Below are 18727 nucleotides of genomic sequence, written 5' to 3'. Positions count from 1 at the left end.
AGTGTTCACGGTCCAGGAAGTTCACGACGCCGCCACCGCAGCAACAGGTTTGACCGACTCGGGCGGCGACTCGTACCGGGAAGGTCTGGAGATTCTGTTGACCTCGCTGCGTGACGAGGCGCGGCTCAACGCCCGCGGTGAGGCGTTTGTCGGGCAACGTATCGTCGGGTACCTGGGCCAACGTCTGCAGGTCGAGGACTGGTACCGGCGCCACCCCGAAATCGACAACGTTCCCATCGACGCTCCCGTCGTTGGAATCGGCCTGCCCCGCACCGGATCCACCGCGCTGTCGATGCTGCTGGCCCAGGACCCGCGGGTGCGGTATTTGCGCAAGTGGGAATCGACGCAACCGTGCCCGCCGCCGTCGACCGTGCAGGGCGTGGACCCCCGCATCCCGCCCGGCAAGGGCGAGATGATCGGCACGCGGCATCATGTGCCCACCGACGCCCACGGCCCGATGGAGTGCCACGAGTTGATGGCGCTCGACTTCAAATCACACATCTTCCAGTCGCTGGCCCAAGTCCCGACCTATTCCCGATGGTTGGTCGAGGAAGCGGATCTGTCGTCGACGATGCGCTACCAACGTCGGGTGATGAAGCTGCTGCAATGGGGCGAGCCCGCCCGCCGGTGGCGGCTGAAGTGCCCGTCGCACGTGCTGTGGTTGCAGGCGGTCGACGCCGCGTTCCCCGATGCCCGTTACGTCATGACGCACCGCGACCCGACGGACGTGATCTTGTCGGTAGCGGAACTGTACGCCGACATCATCGGGTCGTTCAGCGACGACGTCGACCTGCCCTTGATCGGCCGGCTGAACGTCGAGCACTGGTCGCTGGGCATGCAACGAGCACTGCAGTTCCGCGCCGCGGGCGCCGATGATCGCTTCTACGACATCGATTTTCGCGCCAGGCAGGACGATCCGCTGGGCGAGGTGACCGGACTCTATCGTTGGCTTGCGGAATCGGTTACCGACGAGTTCGCGGCGCGAATGCAAAGTTGGTGGACCGCCGCGGCCGCTGAGCGGGAACCGAGCCACCGGGCTGCCCCGACCAAATTCGGTATCGACCTAGACCGGGTGCGGCCGCTGTTCGCCGAGTACGTGGACGCGGCCGCCCGCTGGACCACCCACAACCAGAAGCAGGAGACCTGATGGCAATTGACCTGACCGGCGGCATCGATCCGGGCCGTGAGTATGTATTTGAGCAACGACCTGATGACCCGGAGATGCGGGACTCGGTGAGCTTTTGGACCGTCGATGATCGCGGGGAGGTTGGCCTGCCGCGCATCGGCATCGAGGCGGTCGCGGCCAACTGGGACAGCCACGACATCCAGGTCAATATCGCTTACCCGGACGGGCGGGTGTACCGATTGCGGACCAACGGCCCCTCGCTGCCCGCCACCGGGCCCGAGGGCAAGCCGACCGTGCTGGGTGCGGGCGGGCTGGCGTTCCGTTGTGTCGAGCCGTTTTCGGTGTGGACCATGACCTACGCCGGCAAGGCGCAACAGACGTCATCGCAGGATCTGGTCGAAGGCCGCAAGGGCGGCCCCCTGGTCGACATCGAGTTCGAAGTCGAGGCCACCATGGCGGTCCCACCGTGGGTGCAGGGCAGCCTGCACTCCGACGCCGGCCAGCGGCTCAAGACATCGGTCGAGGGCAAGCTGATGGGCGGACCCCGCTACGAACAGCTCTACCGCGCCACCGGTTCGGTTACAGTCGACGGTCAACGCCAGCCCTTCACCGGCAGCGGACTGCGGATCCGCCGCCAGGGGGTGCGCAAACTGGCCGGGTTCTGGGGCCACTGCTGGCAATCGGCGGTCTTTCCGAGCGGCAAGGCGTTCGGCTACATCGCCTATCCGCCACGGGCCGACGGTGCACCTACCTTCAACGAGGGTTTCCTCTTCACCGGTGACGGTGAACTCATTGCGGCTCGCGCGGTGCGGGCGCCGTGGCTGACCCGCCTGCGAGCGCTCGGCGAGGATGTGTCGGTGGTGCTGGAAACCGCCGCCGGCACCGTGCACATCGAGGGCGAGACGGTGTTCTCCACCCACGACATCCACCACGACGACGACATGTACTCCATGCACGCTCTCAAACAGGAGATGCCGAGCTTCCCGGCGCTGCAACAGGCCGGTGTGCGATACCGCTGGGACGGCGAGGAAACCTACGGGATGTTGGAACGCTCCAACCCACTCGACCAGCTTGCCCGGGGGTAGCAGCAGTTTGATGTGCAGCACGACCTCACGGATGCAGGTTCCACTGCCCGCAATCCTGGGCCAGGACGTCGTTAACGTCCACCTCGAGCCCGCCGACCACCGGGCCGGGGTTCGACGCGGTGCTCACCACGCGCTGGTAGAGAACCGCGGCGGGGTCGCGTTGACCGCGAGACCAGGACCGGGTCTGCCAGGCCCACCGGTGGCCGGGCGTGCCCGAGTTCCCGATGACACCATCGGCAGCCGCCCACTGGCACACGTTGATGCCCCCGTAGACGCCGGTGCGCTGCACGCCCAGCACGGAGTTGATCCCCCGGAACCACTGCAGCGCCACGGTTTCCCACGTGTGGCGGTCGATGTCGTCGTCGACGCTGAAGAAGATCGGTGCGCTGCGGCCGCCACCGGCCGCGGTGTGCAGCTGCCAGGCGGTGCGCGCATCGGCCACGCCGCCGGCGTACCCGCGCGTGAAGTCCGACGGCGCCGTCCCGCCCGGCTTGCCGTACTGGTAGTTGCTCACGATCACCAGCCCGGCAGCGGCCAGTGACTGAGCGTAGGGACGGGTGATCGGTTTGGCGCCGAAGGACGAGCCGGGCCGCGACATCGACACGTAGTTGATCACCCCGGCATGGCCGGCGGCGCGGATGTCCTGCGCCGGAATTTGGCGCGCGGCGTAATCGATCAGCGTGGGAGCGGCGGCCGAGGCCGGGGGCGCGCCGACACCCGCCGCGGCCGCACCCAGCCCGGCCAGCGCCGCCGCCGATGCGTACCGCAGCACGTCACGCCGGGAAAGCGGGCGTGCTGGCCGAGGGCCGTGAGTCCCCGGGGAGTCCTGCATCGGATGATGTTAACAATGAGGCTGTTGTTAACAGTGTTGCACGCGCCGTGCGGACGCAACCCGAGTATCAGCCGGAGGTTAGCCGCGCGCGTTGACGTGGCGGGCGGTCCACTGCGCCCCAAGCTTCACCAGCCCGGATTGCGGATAGCGAACATGGGCGTTGAAATCCGTACCCGTGGAACAGACCGGGTCGTTGGGCGCGCACAGGTCGGCGGTCCGCGAACCAAAGACCGGGCTCATCCGGGTCAGCGGCTGGCCGATGCGCGCCGAGGGGTTGCCGAAGACGACGACCGAGGCGACGTGCGGAACCACGGCCGCCGGCAGCGGAGCCGTGTAGCCGACGGCGCCGATCGGTGCGGTGGTGACGACGTCAACCACGGCCGCACCCTGCGAGTAGCCACCCAACACGATTCCGGTTTTGGGGCATTGTTCGGCGACCGCCTGCACGCGCCGACTCATGTCGGTGGCTCCGGCGGCAGCCTTGGCGAAATCCCACGACGCGGGGTACTGCACGGCATAACTGGCGAGCGTCTTGCCTTTCACCATCGGGCGCAGCGTGTCGACGAAGGATTGCCCGACGACGCCGATACCCGCCGGTTCATCGGTGCCGCGCGCGAAGACGACTTCGATGTCAGAGCAGGATGGCGCGGATGACGCGACGGGAGCCGCGATCGTTCCCGGCGTGATCGCGACCGCGGCGACCACCACCGCCAGGCGGCCGGCTGCGCCTACCCGATCGCACCTGCGACGAACGGCGCTGCCCACAGGCGTCGCTCTGCTCGCTCCGGACCCGGCCGACACCCTGATGAACTATACCCAACTGTCACGTCTGCCACTCTGACAACACGGGCCAAGCGGCATCAGGCGTCGTAGAGGTGAAGGGCCTGGCCGGTCACCGTGGCCACATCGCCGCTGAGCCCCGCGATGGGTGGCCCGCCACGCTGATGGATCACGTTCGCGAGGACGATCACGTAGGTGTCGGACCCGGGGTCGATCCACACCGTCACGCCGGTGAAGCCGGTGTGGCCGAAGCTGCCGATGGGAAAGACCCTGCCGCGCGGCCGGGAGTGCGGCGTATCGATGTCCCAGCCGAAGCCGCGCAGGTTTTGTCCAGCTATTGCCGGATAGCTCGCAGCGAGCAGAGGATCGGTCGGGTTGGGTGTGGTCGCGGACGCGTCCCGGGTGGCGGCGTTCGCCGCCGCGAGTTGTGCGGGGTCGTGGCCGGGCTGCTGTGGTGTCGTCATCAATTCCAGCGTCGATCGCCGCAGCGGAAAGGGGCTCGGGCGCCCGGCCAGCCGGTCGAGCAGGGCCTGCGCGTACCTGCCGACGTCGTGCGCCGTCGAGAACACCCCGGCGCTGCCGGCCACCCCGCCCATGCGGCGTGCCGTCGGATCGTGCACGGTGCCGCGAAGCAGGTGGTCGTAGTCGGGGTTGATCCCCGGCGTGTCTTCGTCATGCGCCGTCGGCGCGATCCGGACCAACAGATCGGTGCTCCACGTACCCGTCGGACATGCGGCGGCCGCGGATGCGGCGTTGTCGAACGCGATGGCCGTACCGCGGATCTGGTGCGGACCACACGCTTTGGCTGCGGGAAGAAAACGGGTGTCGGTCATGCCCAACGGCGCGAAGACCTTGTCCTGGACGTAACTATCCAACGGCTGGCCGGCGATCTTCTCGACCAGCGCGCCGAGGATAATGAAGCCGATGTCGGAATAATGAAACGTCTGGCCGGGGCCCAACTCCAACGGCGCGGTGAGCGCCCGATGGATGCCATCTCCTTTGTCCGCCTGCGTCAGGCCCCACGGGCCCTGGTGGCTCAGGTCGCCGCCAATGCCCGACGTGTGGGTGAGCAACATGCGTAGCGTCACCTGGGCACGCTGGGGGTCGTTCGCCGCGTTGAACTCCGGCAGGTAGGTCTGGACGGAATCGTCGATTTGAATGCGGCCTTGTTCGTAGAGCTGCAGCACCGCAGTGGTCGTCGCAAGGATTTTCGTCAACGACGCCAGGTCGAAGATCGTGTCCTCGGTCATCGGCTCGGCGGGTGCGGGCGATCCGTCGAGCCCTGGTTCGTCGGCGAGCTTGCGGGCGCCAAAGGCCTGCCTGAAGACGATCTCGCCGGCGTGCCCGATCTGAACCACCGCACCCGGCAGCCGGGGCGCCGCAATCGCGTCATTCATGAGCTGGGAGACGGGCGCCACCAGCTCTTCGCGAGGCAGGTAGGGCGCGTCGGCACGAGGCACGACTGGCGCGGTGCTGGTCGGCGCGGTGCTGGTCGAAGCGCTGGTGTCGGGGGCTGGGCGCTCCGGGCGGCCACACGAAAGGGGCGCCGCAACAGCAAGCACGACGCTGCCAACGGCGCAGGCCCGGGTGACGCGCGATCTGGCTACCGTCACCAGGTCGACGGTAGCCGGAGACCGGATACATGGGAGCTGCCGGGCGGGTCGGCGCGCCTGCCCTGACATGTCAGACCCCTTCGGAAGACTGCGGCGCATGAGCAGACGCAATCGGGAGAAGCGGGCAGCCAAACACAAGAATCGGCGCCGGGCTAAGCAAGAGCGCGTCGACTTTGATCCGGGGCCGGACCGCGCGCTGTTCCTCGAACGCCTCGTCGTGGCATTGAGCACGGCCGCTTCGTGTTCTGCCGACCAAGTGCCGCGTCGCGCCGCCGAACTGCTCGGCGAGTATCGGGGCTTCGCGCGCGAGCTCGACGTTGCGGCCGACCTCGCCGTGAACGAGGCCATCAGGGCGGCGTGGGAGCACGGCTGGCAACCGTCCGACTTGCACGAAATCGCCTGTCGCAAACTGAAGCCAGCCGAGGTCCGGTACCTCGACGAGGCCATCGTCGGAGAGTCTCGGCGGTACGCGGCCGCGACACTGCACCCGCACTGGCGTGCCGACATCGCCGGGCTCGCGGCCACCGTCGGCGCAAGCACACCATCGCCACAGATGTGGGGGTGGGCGGCGTCAAACGCCGTCGACCAGCGCGAGGCCGTGACTCTCGTCGTCAAACTGCTGAATTTTCTCGGCCGACTCCCCGTGCTGGAGCTGCTCCTGCCGCTGCCCGGTGCGTACCGGCACACGGCAACGGCGGTCAGCGATGATGGCGAAAAGGCGCTCAGTAGGGTGCGTGCTCTGCTGGCAAAAGCCGAAGCCACCGAGTTCCCCGACGAAGCGGAGGCGCTTTCGGCCAAGGCGCAAGACCTGATGAGCCGGTACGCACTGAAAGAAGCGCTGGCTGACCATGACCGTGGCCGCAAGCCGGCCGCTGCCGCGCGACGGATCTGGATCGACAACCCCTACGCCGCCGCCAAGGTGGGCTTGGTGCAAGTGGTGAGCCAAGCCAATCGTTGCCGCGCGGTGTGGGCGGAGCGCCTTGGGTTCGTCACCGTCATCGGCGGCGAAACCGACCTCAACCTGGTCGAGCTGCTCACCACATCGCTGCTCGTGCAGGCTAACCGAGCCATGCTCAGCGCCGGACGCGGCGGCGGTGCGCCAGCACGGTCCCGGTCATTTCGCCAGTCGTTTCTGGTCGCCTACGCCCAACGCATCGGCGAACGGCTCGACGACGCGAGTGCGTCGGTCACCGCCGAGGTCAAGCGCGACGCCCGACTGCTTCCCGTGCTGGCGGCCAACAGTCGGGCGACCGATGAACTCACCGGACGGCTGTTTCCGTCGACGGTGCCGCGCTCGGTAACAGTGTCCAACGGTGCCGGCTGGGGTGCCGGCCGCGCAGCGGCGGACATGGCAGTGCTCGATACCCGGGGATCGATAGCGGGCTAAACGGAGGCCGCAGCCTGACCCGTACCGGTAGCGCGCCTATTTCTGTGTACCGGCGAACGCCGGAGCGACGAAGCTTCGCAGTATGGACCGATAGCGCGGCACGTCCGCGTCGCCGTCCTCGAGCCCGCGCATCAGCATCAGACCCAGGCTGGTCAACCAGAGATAGACATCCGACCGTGGTAGGTCACGCGGCAGTTCGTTGTTGACGTAGGCGACGTCCAGGAACGGGTCGAAGAATTCCGCGGTCATCATCTCCAACATCCGCGATTCGACGATGCGTCGACCGAAACCGGAGCCCTCGGGGTGGACCACATGTCGCATCACGGGATCGAGGCGGGCCTCGCTGACGGTATAGAGAAGTCCCTCCACGATCTGGTCCTGGAGGCCGGCCTGTCGGGAGATGAACTTGTGGGTGCGGTCGCGCAGGACTCGGGCGTGCCGAGTGAGTAGCTCGACGAGCAGGTCGTCGCGATCACTGAAATAGCGGTAGACGCCGGGTCGTGACATACCCACCTCGGAGGCGATGTCCTCCATGGTGGTCTTTCGGACGCCGTGGCGGTCAATGCAGCGCTCAGCGCCAGCCAGGATCCGATCGCGCGGATCGTCCGCCGCCGCGGACGCGGTCGACCGGTTACGGGCTCCTCGAGGCATGCCCCCATCTTAGTCATACGCTGGACATTTTTCGTCATTCTGTAACTAGTTGTGCGTCCAGGCCACTTATTTGCCGCTATGGCCTTGACATATCTGATCTACAGGAGTCAACTGACACATTACGTAAAACGTCACAACGTCACACCCGGACGTTCTGACTTGTCGGGCCACCAAGAAGGGGGAGCCGCCACCATGACGACCAGTCACTTGCGAGGGACCGGCGCTCCGGGGGTGCGCTCGGCGCTAGCAGGCGCGCAGCGCCGAGTTGTGAAGACCCCAACGATCGGCCGTCGCCATGTGGACTCTCATCACTAGTGACGGGCGGCGGATCGCGAACATCCGTTCCGAAGAGGATGCCCGCCGCATCGTCCACGGGCTGGGCACCACGCAGTGGCGCGGACCGTCCTCGTGGGACGTAGTCGACGACGACGGCGCGCGCTTCATCGCCGAGATCAAGCATCGACGCGGATCGGCCACCTAGACGCCCGGGGTAGCAGACAGACAGCCTTGGAGGCAGCAACATGCAATTCGATATCGGCGACACAGTTCGCGAAGGCCAACGCGTTGGCACAGTCACCGACGTAGGAACCAACCCGGCTGCAATCCGGACGATCACAGGAGCGGCGGCCGTGATCACCACCATCGATGACGACGGCGCTCAACGGATCAGCGTTTTCGGGACGGACCGGGCAGAGATCTGCGGCGCGTTCAAACCCGTCGACCGTTCCTATTGGCTGGTGTACGTCACTAAGCGGATTGTCGACGCCGTGGACCGGTCGCAGGCCGCCGCGATCCCGCGCCGCATCCAGTTGCCTACGCAACGAGACGTCTACCGGTGGCTCCAACTCATCGCCGGCCTGTACCTGAGGGCGGCGAACCAATGAGACAGTCCGAAAGGCTCGCAGCATGACTACGGCTCCGATAGAGCAGGTAGATCGGTGCTGCTCACGCCAGGACGACGTTTGCGTGACGACGGTCGAGGCCGCCGGGGCCAGTATCGCCGGCCGGTTCGTGGCCAGCGTGTCGAGGCTGACGATTAGGCCCGCTTTGGCGCTGGGCAGCCGTATGCCGCATTTTCCCTGGCCGTTTGGCGGCATCGAATTCGCCTGCGGCGCCGTGCTTCCCACCCCCAGCGCAGTCCGGACGACGGTGACGTTGCCGGCAGCCACCGCGCAGCTGGTCAGAGCGCCCGGCGTGCCGCCCGCGGACGGCACCCGACGGGTGGTGCTCTACATGCACGGTGGCGCCTTCTTGAGTTGCGGAGTGAACTCGCATGGCCGGATGGTCACCTCGATCTCGCGATATGCCGACTCGCCGGTGTTGGTGGTCAATTACCGGCTGATTCCCAAACATTCGGTCGGAATGGCCCTCGACGACTGTTATGAGGCCTACTACTGGCTGCGACAACGCGGATACGAACCGGAGCAGATCGTGCTGGCCGGCGATTCCGCGGGTGGCTACCTCGCCCTCACCTTGGCGCAGCGGCTACAAGAGGACGGCGAAGAGCCGGCGGCGTTGGTCGCGATCTCACCGTTGCTGCAGCTGGCCAAGGAAGCCAAGCAGGCGCATCCCAACATCAAGACCGATGCGATGTTCCCGCCCAGGGCCTTCGACGCGCTGGTCGCGGTGGTTGCCGGTGCCTCCGCCAAGCAGAGCATTGATGGCAAGCCCGAAGAACTCCACGAGCCGCTCGACTGCATCGAACCCGGGCTGCCGCAAACATTGATCCACGTTTCCGGGTCGGAGGCGCTGCTGCACGATGCGCAATTGGCCGCCGCCAAGCTGACGGCGGTGGGCGTGCCGGTCGAGGTACGCATCTGGCCGGGTCAGATTCACGACTTCCAGCTCACGGCACCGCTGGTGCCTGAGGCCGACCGCTCACTGCGGCAGATCGGTGAGTACATCCGCGCGGTCACACCACAAACCATGGGGACCGGCGAACACCCACCGTGTCGACTCGTACCCAACGCAATTGGCGACACCGCCGCTGATTGCGCGGCGCGCTGATCGAGGCGGGCTCAACAAGGTGGCGCGGGAAACCCACGGCAACAGAGGGGTTGACGAGGTGGAGCCACGCGCCTATGGTCTAGATCAATCTATCAATCGACTATCGATTGCGTCACATATCGACGTCTTGCCATTGCCGAGGCGGTTTCAGGGTGCGACTGGACGCGCGAGGTTCGTGATTATCGGTTGCCGTGACCAGTCAGGGGAAAAGTTGCGCAGGACAAATCCCGCTAGACGCCGGTGGTGGGCTGTGGTTGCTGCCACGGTGACCGCCACGGTGCTGGCGCCCCTCTCGTCCGCAGAGCCGACCGCGGACCTCAGGTCGGCGATCGCGGCGAAACGGGGGAGTTGTCCCGCATTGCGCGCCGATCCGGTACTTGACGGGGTTGCCCAGCGCGCCAACCTCGAGACGCAGCACTACGTCCAGGGGATTGCACGGTTCCAGCCCATGGAGGATCCGATGCCGATGTTGAAACGGTTGTCCTACCCCGCCGGTAAGGCCAAGTTGTTAGCCGGTTTCGCGGACGCCAGCCGAGAAGACGGCCAGCAACGAGCCATCCACGGTGCCACGCTGTTTGGGTGGGAGGCCATTCCCGATTGCACCTACAACCGGTATGGCGCCGACGTGGTGACCGACCCCAAGACCGGCAACACCACGGCGGCGATCTTGTTGGCCGGCGACTAACCCACGACCAGCCCGACCCGTGCAAATCCGCGCCCCACGCCGTCCCCCTCCCAGGGGTGATCAGCGCTTGGCCCGCGACTCTCAGCAAACTACCGCGACTCATCCGCAAGCCCTGAGCGGCCAACGGTGCCGGGGCTCCGACTCCTTGTGGAGCGCCCCGTTCCTACCGACAGCTGCCCGCAGCCCCCAGCTGCCCGCCAGGGCTCCGATGGAGATCGGCCCACTCGTCCGGTGCGCACCAATCCGCCGGGGGAAGTCGGCAATCATCGTCGAACCACAGCTAGAAGTGCAGGGGGCGACCCCATACGGCGAGATTGGGCCGCGCCTGTGCTGTGGGAAAACCCTTGCCAATCTGACAATGCCGTGGTGTAAGATTCCCCAAGCTACTGAGATGGCGATCACAGTGGTGCCGGATGTCGGCGGTGCCTCACATCGGCGGCCGCGTCTCGGGTCCCGCATAACAGGAATGAGTCAGCAAACAGATGACAGCCACGCAAACCGGTGAACCTCCGCGTTCGCCGGCACTGGAGCGAGAAGCACCGGTGGTAAGCCCCACTGGTGGGCTCCACCGGGAAGCGCTGCCGGTCACCGCGAGCCGCCGTCGTCTACCCGCGGTTGTCCAGCGACTGGCGTCGACGCCGGTGGAAAGCACCAAGACCACTGGCCGGGGAGTCCTGATGGCGGCCGCGGTCATTCGGGGCGTCGTCCAGGATTCGCTGTCCCTGCGGTTTCCGGCCGGCGAGACGATCCAGCAATGCTGGGCGCTGTACAAGGTCACCGCGTTGCCCGCACTGTTGATGGCGATTCCCTTCGGGGGGATGGTGGCCGTCCAGTCCTCGGGGCTGATTAACCAGGTGGGAGCCGCATCGATCGTGGGCGCGGCCAGCGGCGTCGGTGTGGTCCGGCAGGGGGCGCCACTGACCGCGGGCCTGCTGATGGGCGGCGCCGCGGCATCGGCGATCGCATCCGACCTCGGCGCCCGCGCGATTCGTGAAGAGCTCGACGCGTATCGGGTGATGGGCGTCGACCCTGTCCGTAGTTTGGTCGTGCCGCGGTTCGTCGCTTTGATACTCCTGGCTCCGGTACTAATGGCCGTCATATTGGCCTCGGCGGTGATCGCTTCGTTTGCCTTGGCGATCACGGTCAGCGACGTCACCAGCGGAAGCTTCTGGGCGTCGTTTGGTGCATTCGCCAAGATGGTCGATGTCTGGTTCGCCGTCGGCAAGGCGGTCGTGTTCGCGGCGATCGTGGGAATCGTGTCATCGCTGAAAGGTGTTGAGGCCAGGGGTGGACCCCGTGGTGTCGCCGATGCGGTGAACGCGGCCGTCGTCGTGAACGTGGTCGGGATTGTCCTCGCGAATCTGGTGATCACGCAGGTGCAGGCGATGTTCTTCCCCATGGCGGTGGCATAGTGACCGACGAGGCAATGGCGCCGTCGGCGCCGTCGCAGTATTTCGACCAGTTCCGATTCGTCGAGCGGATCGTCGAGGCGCTCCAAGCACCCCTGCACACGTTGGGCGGAGCCCTGCTGTTTACGGGTCAGGTCCTCTACTACGTGCCGGTCACCGTCAAGCACTACCGCAAAGAGATCCTGGCCCGCACCATCAGCCTGTCCTTTGGCCGCGGATCCCTGGTAGTCGATGGCGGCGTGGTCAGCGTCCTGATGATCCTCGGCATTTCGATTGGCGCGTCGATCGCCATCGAGGCCTGGGCCACCTTGAACCTGTTGGGTTTTGGCGCGCTGTCGGGGATCGTGGGTGGGTTGGCCAACATCAGGGAAATGGCCCCCCTGGTCGCCGGAATTGCGTTCGCCGCCCAGGCCGGCTGCCGAACGACCGCCGAGATCGGGTCAATGCGCATCGCTGAGGAGATTGACGCCACCGAGGCCATGGGCCTGCGGGCGCTTCCATACGTGGTGGGGACGCGTTTCATCGGCGCGTTGCTGATCGTGATCCCGGGATTTGCGCTGACGCTCCTGGTCAGTTTCTTTGTGTCCAATGCGATGATCACCGCGATCTACGGTGCCGCAACCGGGACCTATCAACACTATTTCGTTCAATTCTTGTCGCCGACCGATCTCATGTACTCCACGTTGAAGGCGACGGTGTTCTGCGCGGCGGTGATGATAATCCATTGCTACTACGGTTATTTCGCCTCCGGTGGCCCGGTCGGTGTGGGCGTGGCCTCCGGACGCGCCGTTCGTGCGAGCCTGGTGGCGATCATGGTGCTGGACTTCGTCCTCACAGTGATGCTGTGGGGCCTGAAACCGACGTTTGTGTTCACCGGTTAGGGCCTCGGTGATGACGACATTACTGCGCGTAAGCGAACGGCAGCACAAGCGTATTTTCACCGCGATCGGCGCGGGATTCGTTGCGATTCTGCTGGCCGCTGTACTGCTGTACGTTACAGTGATCAGCCCGTCCGGGCGTCCCGCCAAGCACACAATCGCGGTCGTCTTCGAAACGCCGTTTGTGGGTCAGGGCGTCAGCCGTGGCACCGCAGTGATTTTGCACGGTGTCCAGGTGGGTGAGGTCACCGAAGTCTCCCGGGCTGCCGGCAGCAAGGTCCGCCTGGACGTGGAACTGCAGTCGGGCCCCACCAAGGGACTGACCGACGCCGTCGGTATCGACTTCCGCCCAGCCAACTATTTCGGGGTGACCGGTGTAAACCTGATCCCCGCCGACCAGGGCCAGCTGCTGAGTAACGGGGCGTCGATCAGCGTCGAATCGGCGGGCAACCTCACCCTGCAAACGCTGCTATATCGCCTGGGCGAGCTGACCCACGATGTGGTCACCCCGAAGCTGATCAGTGTCATGGACCGGGCCACCCGCTACACCGACGCACTTAACCCGCTGTTCGAGACGATGATTATCGTCTCGACCGCCGTCACCGACACTCAAACAGTCAGCACCGAGCAGCTGCTTCGGAACACGACCGCAATCAGTGTCGGACTACCGTCATTCCTCGACGGGACGATCAATGCCGGGCAGGGTTATGTTTGGAACGCCGTCGGTGCACATGTCGATCCGGATGCCATCCGCGCGAACACCAGGTATCTGAAGTACTACAACAAAGAGAAGTTGGACGACTTCAACTCGGCGCTCGACGACCTGGTCGCCAACCCGGACAAGTTTGCCTACGGCCGCCTGCGCGAGTACTTCGTGGGCGCCAAGTTCGATCTGTTCTCCAAGGTCGGGGACCTGGAGGGGTCGCACACCTTTGATCTGTTCCCGCTGTTGGATCAAACCCGTGCCATGGCTAATGTCGTGCCGCGTCTGGTTGATCCGGAGGATCTGGCGGACAAGCTGGGCGAGCTGCGCTCGCGGCTGGAACGCATGTACCAGGGCTCCGGTGACCAGCGCGCCCTGCAGGTGCGGATCATGTTGGATCAGCTGCCCGGGGTCGAGGCACCGCTGGGAGTCATGTTGGGAGGCGGTGAATGAAAAAGAACCTTGGCCCGCTATGGAAATTCGTCCTTGCGGTTGTGGTGAGCATGCTGTTGCTCGTCGTCATCTCGAATGTGATCCGGCAGCCCGTTGCGGGTGAAACCCGCGCTTTCAGCGCGGAATTCGCTGATATCGCCGGCCTACATGAAGGTGCCGATGTGCGCGTCCGCGGTGTTCGAGTGGGCAAGGTGCAATCACTGGCGCTCAACCGGTCGCAGGGACGCACCGTCGCCAACGTTCGGTTCACGATGGAGCGCCGCTACAGCGTCGTGCCCACGAGCCGCCTGGCGGTGAAGTTCCAGGCGTTGACCGGGTTGCGCTACATCGACATCGCCAACGCCGCCACGGGCGATGCACCCGATCAAATGACCAGCGTTCCGATGTCGATGACGATCCCCTCCTTCGACGTGACCGTGCTGTTCAACGGTCTGCAGCCGGTCCTGGCTGCCTTGGATCCCGGCGAACTCAACACCTTCACCGACAACGTCGCCACCTTCCTGGCCGGCGACGGCGATGGTCTGGGCCCGATGCTGGACAGCATCAAGAGACTGACCGGCCTGGTCTCCGACCGGGAAGCGGTGATCTCGACGATCCTGAACAATCTGAAGGTTGTCGCCGAGGGCGTCCGTGGGAAATCCAGCCAGTTGCCCAAGATTCTCGATCAGGTCAAGATCGTCTCCGATTCGACCCTGCTTGTGTTGGATGAATTCCGGAAGTCGGCGGCGTACGGTCCGGGCTTCACCGCTGAGGTGGATCGCCTCCTTGTTGCCTTGGGACTCGATTCGGGGCCGTGGCCTGTAGCGAATTACCGCCCCGGGTGGGATCCGGAGAAGGCCTTCGATAAAGCCATCACCAACCTCTACAACGAGATGGACGGCGTCAAGCGCATCCCCGTGGTCTGGGAGAACATCCCGGAGCCGCCGGAACAGGGCGCGCCGGCGCCCTGTTCGAAGGGCCCGGCCCAGCTTCCCCTTCCGATGGATGTGCTCCTCAACGGGCGCAAGGTGGTCATATGCAATCAGTGACGAGGTCCTTGCGGAACCCCCTGTGGTGGGGTGTCATAACGATCACCCTGACAGCGATCGTTGCACTGGTGGTCGCCTGGGTGTACATCGCACCCCCCAACCGGAAGTTGGTCACCTTCTACACCGATGACGCGGCGTCGGTGCGGACGGGTGATACCGTCCGCGTCGCTGGCATCAATGTCGGGACGGTCAAGAACGTCGCACTGGAACCGGAGCGGGTTCGGGTCCAGCTTTCGGTGGACGACGATGTGTTCATCGGCGACCAGACGCAGGTCGAGGTCCGGATGCTCACGGTTGTCGGGGGTTATTTCGTCACCCTGCTGCCGCTAGGTGATCGTGCCCTCGGCCGGAATCCCATCCCGATCGATCGAGTCACCATGCCCTACAGCCTGATTCGAACGCTGTCGGACGCTACAAAGATCACCGACCAGGTGCAACCCCGACCGATCAAGGAATCACTGGACCAGATTCAGGGGGGCCTGGCCGGAACCAACACCGAGATCTTGGCCAAGATCATTGACGCCGGCGATAGCGTCAGCCAGGTCCTGGAACGCCAGCGGGGCCAGCTGACCAGCATCCTCGAAATGTCCAACGAGTACCTCGGGACGATGAACAACAATCGGCAACTACTGGAGTACCTGATCGCCCGCGTCGCGATTCTCGAGGAAACGATGATGCTCTACGGCGACGGGTTCGCGGGAGGGATGCTCGGCCTGGGCAAGATCGTCGACAAGATCTACCCGCTCATCCCGTTCTACTTCGAGCACCGGGACGATTTCATCGCGCGGGTGCGCGGGGTGCTTTCCGAGTTCCAGACGATCGCGGATCGCAATGGTGCCTTGGTGCGGTGGCTGCGACGTGTCAGAGGCAGGATGCAAACGACCCTCGACGCACAAAACGCCGGTACACCACCGCAACTCCTCGCGACTGACCTGTGTTTCCCCATCGAGGGAAGGATCTGCTGATGCGCGGCCTAACCGGTAAATATCGTTGGCTGCTGGCGATAGTGGCGGCCGTTGCGGTGATCTTCGGAGTCACCTCATTTGGTTTTTCGTTCCAACCCGTGGCGAATGAGTACTGCGCCGTCATGTCCGACAGCGTGGGGCTCTACGTGGGCAACCACGTGACCCAGATGGGGTATCCGATCGGTAAGGTGCGCAGCATTCAGCCCCACGCTACCGATGTCAAGGTGGTGTTCTCCCTCGATGAGAGCCGACCCGTACCGGAAGAGGTGCGGGCGGTCACCCGCTCGCCCTCCATCCTCGCCGACCGTGCCCTCGAACTGGTGGGAAACTACATCGGGGGACCGAAACTGCGACCCGCAGAGTGTATTCCGCTGAGCCGAACCTCCACTCCGCTCAGCATCGCCCGGATCATCGGATCGGCCACCGACTTCGTGAAGGCGATCAATCCGGAAGGATCGACAAACATCGCCGACGCGCTTCAGGGGTTCGATCAGGCGGTCTCCGGCCAGGGGGATCGCGCCAATCAGTTGATGAGTCGCTCCTCGCGACTGCTGGACAACCCTGATCAAGCTATTTCCCAGATGGGGCAAATCACCCGCAACATCGCCGAACTGTCGTCGATGGTGCGGGACAACCGGGCGGATATCAAGACCAACGTCAACGACCTGCCCACGGTCGCGCAAGAAGCGCTGGACGCCCTGACGGGGGCGTACGAATTCGACGCGCCGGTGGCCGATCTCATGACCGTAGTCAATGACATCGAGGCCGAACTAGGGCCCGAGTTCCAGACCGCTCTGGACATGACGGGTGAGCAGCTGCGGATCGCGAGCCCGCATTACAAGGGCATCGCCAACATGCTCAATCCGGTGCCGCGATGGATCAGCGGCATCAACGGTGAACCGCCCGGGGCGACCGAAGGCGGACTGGCGAAACGCGCCAACCATCACCCGTTCATCGTGCTGCCCTACCGACCGCCGCTGTTCCGTATTCCGACCCCCAACGGGCTGGCGGCATGCGGGGCGATGAACGCGTCGGCGCCGGGCAGCTGCTTGGACGTCGCCGGCCGGCCCTACGCGGTCGACGTCGCGTTGTTGCAGTACGTGCTCACGGAGGCCGAGCGCCGATGACGATTCGGATACGTGCACTGATCAGTGCGCTGGCGTGCGGGCTTAGCCTGGCCGGGTGCTCAACGCTGTCGTCGCTGACGGTCGATTCGGTCCCGGTGCCGGGCCACAGCCACACGAACGGGTACGACATCGTCGCCGAGTTCGCTAACGTTCTGAACCTGCCCGACCGGGCGAAGGTCGTCATGGATGGCACGACGGTGGGGGAGGTCAGCAAGGTCGCCGAGGTCGGTAGCCATGTCGATGTGACGGCTCGCATCCAGGAGGGGATCGCGGTGCCGTCCAACGTGACCGCCGTACTGCAGCAGGCAACGGTGCTCGGTGACATCTACCTGGCGCTCGAGCGCCCGACCGACGGAGTACCCCCGGCGGCAGTGCTGGCTGCGGGTGGGCGAATTCCGTTGGCACAGACAATATCGCCGCCCCAGTTGGAGGACACCATAGCCAACCTGGCGAACTTCATCGGCAGCGGGTCGATTCAGCGAGCGCAGAATACGCTGGTCAGGCTGAACCGAATCACTCCGCCGAAGGACGAAGTGCGCCGAGTGGTGTCGCAGGTGACCACGGACCTCGATGAGCTCTCCGACAATCTCGACACGGTCGACATCCTGATCGACAGCATGAACCAGACGTCGACGGTGGCCGCTACGTATGCACCGCAAATGAGCTTCTGGTTCACCCCGGAGGGCGTTGGGGCCTTCCAGCGATCCACGGTTGTCGCCCGCGAGGTCGGTAACCTGCTGCCCTCTGTCGGCACTATCTATAGCCAGGGGTACTACCTTGTCCCGGTTTTCACCTCACTCGCGAACGCCATGACGGCGGTAAAAGGCGCCAAGCAGGTCGTGGAGGGTGAATACCCCCAGTGGCGCCGCTTCATCAATGAGTTCTACCTACCGCAAGAGAAACACCCGGCGATCAACATCACCTCGATCGTCGGTCCGGACGGCCGAGAGCTGTCCGACAATGTCGAGCAGGTGCTGCGGATGTTGGGAGCTGTCCCGTGATGCTACGAGCCAGCGCGGTATTTGTCGCCTTCACGGCAATGATTGCCGCCTTCCTGCTCTACGTCGCCCACCTGGGTGTCCGGATCGCTCCGCCGGAGAACCGGACCAACCTTACGATGGACGTCGTCGATGTCAACAACCTGGTCGTCGGCTCCCATGTGCTGCTGCGCGGGGTCCCGGTCGGGAAGGTGGACCGGATCGACACGTCGACCTCGAAGGCGACCATCCACTTCTACATCGACAACAAATTCGCGGTTCCCGCGGATAGTCTGGTCCGGCTGGAGAACCTCTCCGCGCTCGGCGAGTCCTATCTGGAACTCGAGCCGAGAAGCGCCGGCGGACCGGTGTTCGCTGACGGGCAACTCATCGCCGAGGAATCGATTGTGGCGCCCAAGTCGATCTCCGAACTCGGCGCAACAGTTGTTCGCACCTTGAAGCAACTCGATCCCGGCCAACTGCAGAACGTCGTCAACCAGGCCGACGCCGCGCTGCCCGATCCATATACCGTTTTGCCGAACCTGGAACGTGCGGGAAAGGTGTTGCACAACACCACCACCGGGCTCAACGGCCAGGGCAAGCGAGCGCTGGAGAATCTGCAGAGCCTGCTGGAGAACGCCGGATTCGTGGGTTCCCTAATCGCCCAGTCCGGACCGCCCCTCAAGGCCCTGGGTTCGAAAATAGACCTGTTGTGGACCCATGGTGCCGTCGCCTTCTGCCTGCGTAACGATATGCCGGGCGGTGTCTACACCTTCGGTAAGTTCATGCAACGGCTGCAGCAGTTCCTGGACGACCGCGGCGCGGACCTGCGGGTGTTGACGGAACCGCTGACACCCAATGTGCAGGCAATCGCGAGCGCGCTGAGCAATGTGGACAGCAGCCAGATCCTGACCAACCTGCTGGCGGCAACGCCCCCGGACGGAGCGATCGAGCTGCACGTGACGCTCCCGCAAGGCGGCCAATGATGAGACCAGACGCCGAAGCCACCGAGAAAGAAACA

At 64.9% G+C, this 18727-nt stretch carries 18 protein-coding genes and 1 pseudogene; 15 read left to right on the top strand and 4 right to left on the bottom strand.

The features are described from left to right. Position 1 precedes the first annotated feature (1 nt). Positions 2-1147 (top strand): sulfotransferase, encoded by a 1146-nt coding sequence (locus ACAG26_RS14415; RefSeq protein WP_370483260.1) that lies wholly within the window; start codon positions 2-4, stop codon positions 1145-1147. Further along, positions 1147-2211 carry a hypothetical protein gene (locus tag ACAG26_RS14410; protein WP_370483258.1) on the top strand — a complete coding sequence of 355 codons (1065 nt, stop codon included), beginning with the start codon at positions 1147-1149 and terminating at the stop codon, positions 2209-2211. The genes ACAG26_RS14415 and ACAG26_RS14410 overlap by 1 nt, the downstream gene beginning before the upstream one ends. A 25-nt stretch (positions 2212-2236) precedes the next feature. Here the strand turns inward: ACAG26_RS14410 and ACAG26_RS14405 are convergent, their stop codons facing one another. The 3 genes from ACAG26_RS14405 to ACAG26_RS14395 all read right to left on the bottom strand — a co-directional run bounded on the left by ACAG26_RS14405 (position 2237) and on the right by ACAG26_RS14395 (position 5439). Then, on the bottom strand, positions 2237-3043 hold the full coding sequence (locus ACAG26_RS14405) for a DUF1906 domain-containing protein (protein WP_370483256.1): 807 nt from the start codon (positions 3041-3043) through the stop codon (positions 2237-2239). Between the two features lie 78 nt (positions 3044-3121). Further along, complete coding sequence (locus ACAG26_RS14400; RefSeq protein ID WP_370483254.1) at positions 3122-3751, bottom strand: cutinase family protein; 630 nt, start codon at positions 3749-3751, stop codon at positions 3122-3124. A 152-nt stretch (positions 3752-3903) separates the two neighbouring features. Continuing rightward, positions 3904-5439, bottom strand: a complete 1536-nt coding sequence (locus ACAG26_RS14395) for a serine hydrolase domain-containing protein (RefSeq protein ID WP_370483436.1) — start codon at positions 5437-5439, stop codon at positions 3904-3906. 94 nt (positions 5440-5533) lie between these two features. Between ACAG26_RS14395 and ACAG26_RS14390 the strand changes: the two genes are divergently transcribed. Further along, positions 5534-6823, top strand: a complete 1290-nt coding sequence (locus tag ACAG26_RS14390; protein ID WP_370483252.1) for a DUF2786 domain-containing protein — start codon at positions 5534-5536, stop codon at positions 6821-6823. 36 nt (positions 6824-6859) lie between these two features. On the opposite strand, the gene ACAG26_RS14385 is transcribed toward ACAG26_RS14390, so the two are convergent. Further along, positions 6860-7474 (bottom strand): TetR/AcrR family transcriptional regulator, encoded by a 615-nt coding sequence (locus tag ACAG26_RS14385; RefSeq protein WP_370483251.1) that lies wholly within the window; start codon positions 7472-7474, stop codon positions 6860-6862. Positions 7475-7769: 295 nt separating this feature from the next. Here ACAG26_RS14385 and ACAG26_RS14380 point away from each other — a divergent pair, with 295 nt between their 5' ends. The 12 genes and pseudogenes from ACAG26_RS14380 to ACAG26_RS14325 all read left to right on the top strand — a co-directional run bounded on the left by ACAG26_RS14380 (position 7770) and on the right by ACAG26_RS14325 (position 18692). Then, positions 7770-7955 carry a hypothetical protein gene (locus ACAG26_RS14380; RefSeq protein ID WP_370483249.1) on the top strand — a complete coding sequence of 62 codons (186 nt, stop codon included), beginning with the start codon at positions 7770-7772 and terminating at the stop codon, positions 7953-7955. Between the two features lie 148 nt (positions 7956-8103). After that, positions 8104-8358 (top strand): hypothetical protein, encoded by a 255-nt coding sequence (locus ACAG26_RS14375; protein WP_370483247.1) that lies wholly within the window; start codon positions 8104-8106, stop codon positions 8356-8358. 22 nt (positions 8359-8380) lie between these two features. Next, positions 8381-9391: pseudogene (locus ACAG26_RS14370) on the top strand (alpha/beta hydrolase); the annotation flags it as partial. 355 nt (positions 9392-9746) lie between these two features. Beyond that, complete coding sequence (locus ACAG26_RS14365; RefSeq protein WP_370483244.1) at positions 9747-10166, top strand: hypothetical protein; 420 nt, start codon at positions 9747-9749, stop codon at positions 10164-10166. Positions 10167-10648: 482 nt separating this feature from the next. Beyond that, a complete protein-coding gene (locus ACAG26_RS14360) occupies positions 10649-11578 on the top strand; it encodes an ABC transporter permease (protein WP_370483243.1) in 930 nt (309 codons plus the stop codon). Then, entirely contained in the window at positions 11578-12456 is an 879-nt protein-coding gene (locus ACAG26_RS14355) for an ABC transporter permease (protein WP_370483241.1), read from the top strand. The genes ACAG26_RS14360 and ACAG26_RS14355 overlap by 1 nt, the downstream gene beginning before the upstream one ends. Positions 12457-12466: 10 nt before the next feature. After that, positions 12467-13609: an MlaD family protein gene (locus ACAG26_RS14350; RefSeq protein ID WP_370483239.1), complete on the top strand. Its 1143-nt coding sequence runs from the start codon at positions 12467-12469 to the stop codon at positions 13607-13609. Then, positions 13606-14637, top strand: a complete 1032-nt coding sequence (locus ACAG26_RS14345; RefSeq protein ID WP_370483237.1) for an MlaD family protein — start codon at positions 13606-13608, stop codon at positions 14635-14637. Before ACAG26_RS14350 ends, ACAG26_RS14345 begins: the two co-directional genes overlap by 4 nt. Beyond that, positions 14625-15602 carry an MlaD family protein gene (locus ACAG26_RS14340; RefSeq protein WP_370483235.1) on the top strand — a complete coding sequence of 326 codons (978 nt, stop codon included), beginning with the start codon at positions 14625-14627 and terminating at the stop codon, positions 15600-15602. Before ACAG26_RS14345 ends, ACAG26_RS14340 begins: the two co-directional genes overlap by 13 nt. Continuing rightward, complete coding sequence (locus ACAG26_RS14335) at positions 15602-16729, top strand: MCE family protein (protein WP_370483233.1); 1128 nt, start codon at positions 15602-15604, stop codon at positions 16727-16729. Before ACAG26_RS14340 ends, ACAG26_RS14335 begins: the two co-directional genes overlap by 1 nt. Further along, positions 16726-17730 (top strand): MlaD family protein, encoded by a 1005-nt coding sequence (locus ACAG26_RS14330; RefSeq protein WP_370483232.1) that lies wholly within the window; start codon positions 16726-16728, stop codon positions 17728-17730. The genes ACAG26_RS14335 and ACAG26_RS14330 overlap by 4 nt, the downstream gene beginning before the upstream one ends. Continuing rightward, positions 17730-18692, top strand: a complete 963-nt coding sequence (locus ACAG26_RS14325; protein WP_370483434.1) for an MlaD family protein — start codon at positions 17730-17732, stop codon at positions 18690-18692. Before ACAG26_RS14330 ends, ACAG26_RS14325 begins: the two co-directional genes overlap by 1 nt. The last annotated feature ends 35 nt before the right edge of the window (positions 18693-18727 follow it).

Source organism: Mycobacterium sp. pUA109 (assembly GCF_041287095.1).
In the GTDB taxonomy this organism is placed as follows: Bacteria; Actinomycetota; Actinomycetes; order Mycobacteriales; family Mycobacteriaceae; genus Mycobacterium.
This window is presented reverse-complemented; position numbering and strand designations above follow the sequence as displayed.